We start from the raw sequence: 8,317 nt of genomic DNA on the forward strand, positions 1-8,317 counted from the left end.
ACTAGATTTGGAGTGGTTACATGGATCCATTGAAAAATGAAATTCATCCTGACATGGTCAAGGTGTGGAAAATTCGTGCTGTCATTGAAGAAGGGATTGGTATCCTCGTTATTTTAGCTTACCTTTTCCTCATGATAAAGTTTGATTGGTGGGCGTGGATTTTGTATGTGATGATTGGGCTAACAGTTGCATTCGCACCATTTTCGTACTTCTTATTCCCGAAACTACGTCAACGTTATTACAGTTATCAATTAAATGAAGAAGAGCTTGAAATTCAGCACGGTCTTTTCGTCGTAAAGCGCGTATTAGTACCGATGATTCGTGTACAGCACGTGACGATTGAACAAGGGCCGATTATGAGAAAATATGGCTTAGCAGAATTACACATTTCAACAGCGGCAACTTCTCACAGCATCCCAGGCTTAACGATGTATGAAGCAGAAATGTTGAAAACGAAAATCGCAGAATTGGCGAAAGTGAGTGATGAGGATGTATAAGAGGCAGCATCCAATCACGATGTTATTAGAATTAAAAATAACAGATTTTATACCACTCATTATTTTCATGTTTAGTTTAAATGGAAAGTTCCCGTTTTGGTATTTAATTCCCGCTGGATTCGGTTTACTCACCGTTTTTTCAGCGTTTGAAAAATGGTATTACACAACATACTGGGTTGAAAATAACGTATTACATGTGAAACAAGGGCTCTTTGTGAAGAAGGAGAGCTACTTAAATAAAGAACGTGTGCAAACAATTAATACAAGTTCTAACGTGTTATATCAAATGCTTGGGTTAAAGAAAATTCAAATCGAAACAGCTGGCGGGGGCGACGATGCAGAAGTTAGCTTAGCTGGTATTACAGTAGAAGAAGCAACAGAGCTTATTACTTTGCTAAATGAGCCAACTCCAGAAGTGAAAGCAGAAGAAACGTTAGACGAAGCAGTAGAAAAAGAAATTGTTACAGAGGAAAAACAATCGACAGAATACAAGTTAACTTGGAAAGAGATTTTATTAGCTTCTGTTACATCTGGTCAGTTTGGACTATTATTCTCATTAATCTTTTTCGTATATCATCAAGTAGATGAGTACATTCCGAAATGGATAGAGAATGGCGTAAAGTCGTATGTAATGGACCACGATATATATGGCTTGATTTTCATGATAGCCATTTTGATCGTCCTTTCATGGATTATATCGACAATCGGTTATGCGCTAAAACATGGAGATTTCACAGTGAATCGAAGAAATGATGAGGTCCGCATTTCACAAGGATTACTTGAGAAAAAAGAACTCGTACTAAAATTGCATCGTATTCAAGGTATCACGATAAAAGAAAGTATTTTACGTCAGCCGTTCGGTTATTGCGCTGTGCAAGTAGAAGTCATTCAAAGTAAAGGAATGGATGACGAAAAAGAGAAAGTTACACTGCATCCTATCATTCGAAAAGATCGAGTACAACAGTTACTCGCACATTTACAATTACCATACGAACTGAATACAAACATTATTTCATTACCAAAAGCAGCATTGCGCCGCTATCTTATTGATAGTTTTATATTCTTCGCAATGCTAGCAATCCCGCTTACTGGAATAAGTATATACTCTGAAAAGCACTTCATCATGTGGGCATTAATTCCACTTGCGATCCTCATCTTTATACTTGGATACGCAACATTTAAAACAAATGGTTACAGTGTAGATGGAGAGCAAATTACACTTGTATATCGCAGCGTCGGCAAATATACAGGACTTGTTAGAAGAAGACACGTCCAATCAATGGAAAAGACACAATCCTATTTCCAGCGCCGTGCAAATCTATGTACGTATAAGTTCTCTAACGCATCATCGAATTATAAATTAGAGCATACGAGAGTAGAAGATGCGGAGAGAATGCAGGATTGGTATAAGAAGAGAATAAGTGAGAATTAAATAGAATGGCTCGTCTTTTGCGGAAGGCGGGCTATTTTTTTATGTAGTGAATAAAGAATTAACGCCGTCTGACAAGATAAAATAGTACAGATGATACTGTAATAGGAAGGCCGGTTTCCAGAAAAGCTTCTAAATAAAAGGATAGAAAATCTCTGTTGTTAAACCACATAAAGAAGAAATGATTGTAGGAAATACCTAACAATATAAATAAAGGAATACCAATTTTTAATTCGTGACTTCCTTTTATTTTTCTATAACAAAATTCACCTATTAAACAACCGATAAGAACAGGAATACTTCCAAGAATTGAAAGCATAATAATAGATACCCAAATCGGTCCCCATGAATCCGCATAATTTGGAACTCGTGCATACTGTAAAACATTCACAATGATAGAAAAAACCAGTAAGCATATTAAATAACTAATAGAAAATTTTTTCAATGGAATCATCCTTATAAAAATTCACTTTATTTTTATGGAAATATCAATCTATTTAAATTATAGATTAGATATATAAGGATAATCAATGTTTATATATTTCGTGTTTATGGATATAATTTCAATGTATATAAAAGTATAGATGTATAGTCAATGTTGTGTATTTGATGTTATCATATTGAATGATATGGAAATTTTTAATAGAATAAGTAACTAAAAATTCAAAGGTAATGAAGCTTTTGTTGTATAAAGAAAATACTTAGTAGTAATCAACAATATTAAAAATAAGATTCGTATTTATATAAATTTAGTAGAAATGGGGTTTTAAAAAGGAATGAGTATCAGCATAACGCGACAAAAGATTTTGGCGGCCGCTTCTCAAATTGTGCAATGTAAAGGGGTTGCTAAATTAACCTTAGAAGCAGTGGCAAAAGAGGCGGGTGTAAGTAAAGGTGGATTATTGTATCACTTTGCAAATAAAGAAGCTTTAATAGAAGGTATGATAGTCAGAGGGATAGAGGATTATGAGGGCGCTATTTACAATAAAGTAGCGGAAGACTCAGAGAGGAAAGGGAGATGGGTTCGCTCTTTTGTAGAGGAAAGATTAAGTAATGAGAGAAGAACAGAAGAGTTGTCTAGTAGTATGATGGCAGCATTCATGTTAAAACCTGAATTACTTGAGCCATTACAACAATCATTTCAGCAACTGCAAAAGAATATAGAAAACGATGAGATAGATTCAGTTTGTGCAACAATTATTAGATTAGCAGCAGATGGATTATGGTATTCGGAATATTTAGGGGTTGGCAGACTAAGCCCCGAGTTAAGAGAAAAAGTGATTCAAGCTCTTATTGGTAATTCATATAAATAGAATATACGAACTATATAATGCAAAAACAATTCACCTTACTTATTTAATGTAGTGGTGAATTGTTTTTTTTATTAGAAAAATAAAACAATTATACAAAGTGTTGAATTATAACCGTCCAGACGGTATAGTAATATTTGGTTTAAGAGGAAAATGAAACAAAAAAAGAATAAAAGATATTTTTAGCACACTATTCGAAAGGATAGGCCGCAAAGCTTAGAGTCTACGGTAATACATATTGGTTACTAAGATCGTCTGGTTGCACATTTTTGATGCAACCGGACGGTCTTTTTTGTTATATAAATATAAAAATTTAGGAGGGAACTATGCAAATGAAAAGTACTAAAAGGCATATTTCAATGGTTTCATTAGTTTTTCTAGTATTATTTTCAGTGCTAAATGTGTGGGCTCCAGTTATTCAAGCCGCTGTGATAAAAAATCCAGTGGATGAGATTAATATCTCCCGTACTGATGGTACAACGTCTGAACCATATCAAGCCTCAGATGGCATGAAAGTAGAAGTGAAGTGGTCAGCTAAAGAAAAAATAAAAAGTGGAGATCAATTCACAATTGATATGCCAAAAGAATTTAGAAAAGATCTTATGAATATGACTTTTCCTTTAAAAGATGCTGAAGGGAAAGTAGTTGGTACATGTGAGATGAAAAAGGGTGTATTGACATGTACTATGGGTGATTACGTAGAAGGAAAGAATAACATTAAAGGTTCTTTATTCGTAGAATTCTATTTTGGTCTAGAAGCATATGATGGTATTAAAAAAATTCCATTAGAATTTAACGTTGATGGTCAAATCGTAAATAAAGAAGTAAGTGTAAACAATACGACAGAGAGACCGAAGCCGCAGCCCAATACGGAGAATTTATTGAAATGGGGTTCTTATAATCAGGAAGACCCTTCAATTGCAGACTGGACGGTATATGTAAATGCAACTGGAACAGAAATGCAAGATCTTAAATTAACAGACACATTGGGACCTGGGCATGAATTAATTACAGATAGTTTAGTATTAGAAGAGGCTGTCTTTGAAGATGGCTATGCAGCAACAAATATTAAGCCAGCAGATTTATCTAAAATTAAAATTAATGCAACGAAAACTGGATTTACAATTGGATTTCCGGACAGTTCAAAAGGTTATATTTTAAGATATAAAACAAAGATTACTAATCCTGCTGCAAAGCCTCATAAAAATACTGTGAAATTAGAAGGTAAAAATATTGTAACTGAAGAAAAAGTTGGAGAAGTATTCGTAAGTGGTGGGGGAGGAACCGGTTCAGGTGACGATAATCCACCTAGCATTGAAAAAAATATAGTTGATGAGAATGGTAAGCTTGTAGAGAATGAGCAGTTAACACAAATGGATCAAGCTATTCAATACCAAGTTGGTACACATATACCGAAAGATCCGCCTAATTATAGGTCAATGATAATTAGTGATGATTTAGAAGATGTTTTAGAAGTATTAGAGGCAAAAGTGTATGATCAAAATGGCCAAGATATTACTTCTAAAGGAACGTTAAATATAGATAAACAAAGAAGTGAAGTAACATTTACATTTGGTGAGAATTTTGACTATAAGTCATATGAAGACCAGATAATTAACCTCAGTATCAAGGCGAAAATTAAAAATAATGCAGACTTATCTTCTTACGTAGATAAGAAGATTCCTAATAAAGCGGAATTACATTTTGATGATAAAACATTAACATCAAAAGAAGTAACCATTACACCGCCTGAAGCTCCAAAAGATGGTACAGTATCGATTCATAAAACAGATGCTGAGGATCCGAATAAAGGGTTAAAAGGTGCCGAATTTGAAGTTCGGAATAGTGCGAATGAAATTGTTGCAAAACTGAAAACGGATGAAAAAGGTTTTTCAGTACCTCAAACTTTAGCTCCTGGGACGTATAAAGTTTATGAAACAGTAGCGCCAGAAGGATATCAAAAATTAACAAACCCAGTAGAGGTTACACTTCAAGCTGGAGAAACAAAAACAATTGAAATTAAAAACACTATGCAAAAGGGTCAAATTGAAGTAAAGAAAATTGATCCGGAAAATGGTGAAAAACCATTAGCAAATGCAGAGTTTGATATAGTAAAAGACAGTGTAGTAGTCGAACATATTATTACAGATCAAGATGGTAAGGCAATCTCTAAACCGTTAGCACCCGGAAAATATATTTTAAAAGAAACGAAAGCGCCTGAAGGGTATCAATTAAAAGAAACTGAGTTCGAAGTAAATGTAACAGGGGCCGGTATATTCCCAATACAAGTGGAAAATGCAATGGTAGACAAAGGTAATATCGAAATTACAAAAGTAGACAAAGAAAACGGGGCAGTATTAGCCGGTGTTGAATTTGAAGTCCAAGATGAGAAAGATGGCGTAGTAAGAAAAGTAGTAACCGATAAAGATGGAAAAGCAAACGTTTCAGATCTATCAGTAGGAAAGTACAAATTAGTAGAGACGAAAAGCTTACCAGGTTACAAAAAGCTAACAGAACCAGTACCATTTGAAATTAAAAAAGGTATGACAAAAGCTTTATCAATAAAAGTAGAAAATGAGCAGTTAGACAAAGGCTCAGTAGAAATTACAAAAGTAGATAAAGATAGTAAAGCACCATTAAAAGATGTTGTATTTGAGGTACGTGATTCAAAAGGAAAAGTAGTGAAAAAAGTAACAACAGATAAAGAAGGGAAAGCGAAAGTTTCAGATCTATCAGTCGGAAAATACGAATTAGTAGAAACGGAAAGCTTACCAGGTTACAAAAAACTAACAGAACCAGTATCATTTGAAATTACAAAGGGTATGACGAAAGTCCTATCAGTGGAAGTAGAGAATGAACAGCTAGATAAAGGTTCAGTAGAAATTACAAAAGTAGATAAAGACAGCCAGAAAGTATTAAAAGGCGTAGTCTTTGAAGTGCAAGATGAAGCTGGAACAGTAGTGAAGGAATTAAAAACAGATAAAGATGGTAAAGCAAAAATCTCTGATCTATCAGTAGGAAAGTACAAATTAGTAGAGAAAGAAAGTTTACCAGGCTATAAGAAACTAACAGATTCAGTATTGTTTGAAATTAAAAAAGGCATGACCGAGATTTTATCATTAAAAATAGAAAATGAAATGGTAGATACGGGAAATGTAGAGATAACAAAGGTAGATAAAGATAATAAAGCACCGTTAGCGGGAGTAACATTCATCGTCCAAGATGAAAAGGGTAATGAAGTTAAAAAAGTAACGACAGATAAAGATGGAAAAGCAAATGTTTCAGATTTACCTGTAGGAAAGTATGAATTAGTAGAGGTAGAAAGTTTACCTGGTTATAAAAAGTTAGAAAAACCAGTATCATTTGAAATAAAAAAAGGCATGACCGAGGTTCTATCATTGAAAGTAGAAAATGAAATGGTGGATACAGGGAATGTAGAGATAACAAAAATAGATAAAGATAGTAAAGCACCGTTAAAAGATGTTGTATTTGAAGTACGTGATTCAAAAGGAAAAGTAGTAAAAAAAGTAACGACGGATAAAGAAGGAAAAGCAAACGTTTCAGATTTATCTATTGGGAAGTATGAGTTGATGGAAGTAGAGACACCGGCAGGATATAAACCACTAGAAAAGCCAATTTCATTCGAAATTGAAAAGGGTAGAATAACAGCACTACAATTAACTGTCGAAAATGAATTAGTGGATACAGGAAATGTAGAAATTACAAAAGTAGATAAAGAAAATAAAGATGTTTTAGCTGATACGGTATTTGATATTCAAGATGAAGCAGGACAAGTAGTCGCTAAAATAACGACAGATAAAAAAGGACAAGCACAAGTTACTAATTTATCAGTTGGCACATACAAGTTAGTGGAAGTAAAAGCACCAAAGGGATATAAACAATTAGTAGATCCGATCATTTTCCAAATTGAAAAAGGCATGACAAAATCTCTTGCTTTAACAGTAGAGAATGAAATGTTAGACAAGGGTAACGTAGAAATTACAAAAGTAGATAAAGACAGTCAAAAAGCATTAGCAGGCGTAGTCTTCGAAGTACAAGATGAGCAAGGCAAAGTAGTAACCGAAATAACGACAGATAAAGAAGGAAAAGCAAAAATCTCAGACTTATCTGTAGGAAAGTACAAATTAGTAGAAAAAGAAAGCTTACCAGGTTACAAACAATTAACAGAACCAGTATCGTTTGAAATCAAAAAAGGTATGACGAAAGTTTTATCATTGAAAGTAGAGAACGAACTGTTAGATAAAGGTTCAGTAGAGATTACAAAAGTGGACAAAGAAAGTGGCGCAGTATTAGCGGGCGTAATATTCGAAGTGCAAGATGAAAAAGATAAAGTAGTAACAAAAGTAACGACAGATAAAGAAGGAAAAGCAAACGTTTCAGATCTATCAGTAGGGAAATATAAGCTAGTAGAGGTAGAAAGCTTACCAGGATATAAAAAACTAGCGAAACCAGTATCGTTTGAAATTAAAAAAGGTATGACAGAAGTTTTATCACTAAAAGTAGAGAACGAATTAGTAGATAAAGGTTCAGTAGAAATTACAAAAGTGGACAAAGAAAGTGGCACGTTATTAGAAGGCGTAACATTCGAAGTGCAAGATGAGCAAGGCAAAGTAGTAACGAAAGTAAAAACAGATAAAGAAGGAAAAGCGAAAATTTCAGATCTATCTGTAGGAAGTTACAAACTAGTAGAAGTAGAGAATTTACCAGGCTACAAAAAATTAACAGAGCCAGTATCATTCGAAATTAAAAAAGGTATGACAAAAGTCTTATCATTGAAAGTAGAGAATGAACAGTTAGACAAAGGCTCAGTAGAAATTACGAAAGTAGATAAAGATAGTCAAAAAGCATTAGCAGGCGTAGTCTTCGAAGTACAAGATGAGCAAGGAAAAGTAGTAACGACAGTAACAACAGACAAAGAAGGAAAAGCAAATGTTGCAGATTTATCTGTAGGAAAATACAAATTAGTAGAGAAAGAAAGCTTATCAGGCTACAAAAAATTAACAGAGCCAGTATCATTCGAAATTAAAAAAGGTATGACAAAAGTCTTATCATTGAAAGTA

At 33.9% G+C, this 8,317-nt stretch carries 5 protein-coding genes and 1 riboswitch; of the genes, 4 read left to right on the forward strand and 1 reads right to left on the reverse strand.

The window, feature by feature from the left end:
• The first annotated feature begins 20 nt into the window (after nt 1–20).
• Both KVT31_RS10575 and KVT31_RS10580 read left to right on the forward strand, forming a co-directional pair.
• Complete coding sequence (locus tag KVT31_RS10575) at nt 21–497, forward strand: PH domain-containing protein (RefSeq protein WP_088095429.1); 477 nt, start codon at nt 21–23, stop codon at nt 495–497.
• Nucleotides 490–1,929 carry a PH domain-containing protein gene (locus KVT31_RS10580; protein ID WP_088095430.1) on the forward strand — a complete coding sequence of 480 codons (1,440 nt, stop codon included), beginning with the start codon at nt 490–492 and terminating at the stop codon, nt 1,927–1,929. Before KVT31_RS10575 ends, KVT31_RS10580 begins: the two co-directional genes overlap by 8 nt.
• A gap of 58 nt (nt 1,930–1,987) precedes the next feature.
• Here KVT31_RS10580 and KVT31_RS10585 read toward each other — a convergent pair whose 3' ends face one another.
• Nucleotides 1,988–2,371 carry a hypothetical protein gene (locus KVT31_RS10585; RefSeq protein ID WP_088095431.1) on the reverse strand — a complete coding sequence of 128 codons (384 nt, stop codon included), beginning with the start codon at nt 2,369–2,371 and terminating at the stop codon, nt 1,988–1,990.
• Between the two features lie 331 nt (nt 2,372–2,702).
• Here KVT31_RS10585 and KVT31_RS10590 point away from each other — a divergent pair, with 331 nt between their 5' ends.
• A complete protein-coding gene (locus tag KVT31_RS10590; protein WP_043935323.1) occupies nt 2,703–3,239 on the forward strand; it encodes a TetR/AcrR family transcriptional regulator in 537 nt (178 codons plus the stop codon).
• Nucleotides 3,240–3,410: 171 nt separating this feature from the next.
• Nucleotides 3,411–3,503, forward strand: a riboswitch (cyclic di-GMP riboswitch).
• A 59-nt stretch (nt 3,504–3,562) separates the two neighbouring features.
• A partial coding sequence (locus KVT31_RS10595; RefSeq protein ID WP_253631343.1) for a SpaA isopeptide-forming pilin-related protein occupies nt 3,563–8,317 on the forward strand: 4,755 nt, incomplete at its 3' end.

The sequence above is a fragment of the Bacillus sp. GbtcB14 genome, from assembly GCF_019091205.1.
Lineage (GTDB): Bacteria > Bacillota > Bacilli > Bacillales > Bacillaceae_G > Bacillus_A > Bacillus_A cereus_AG.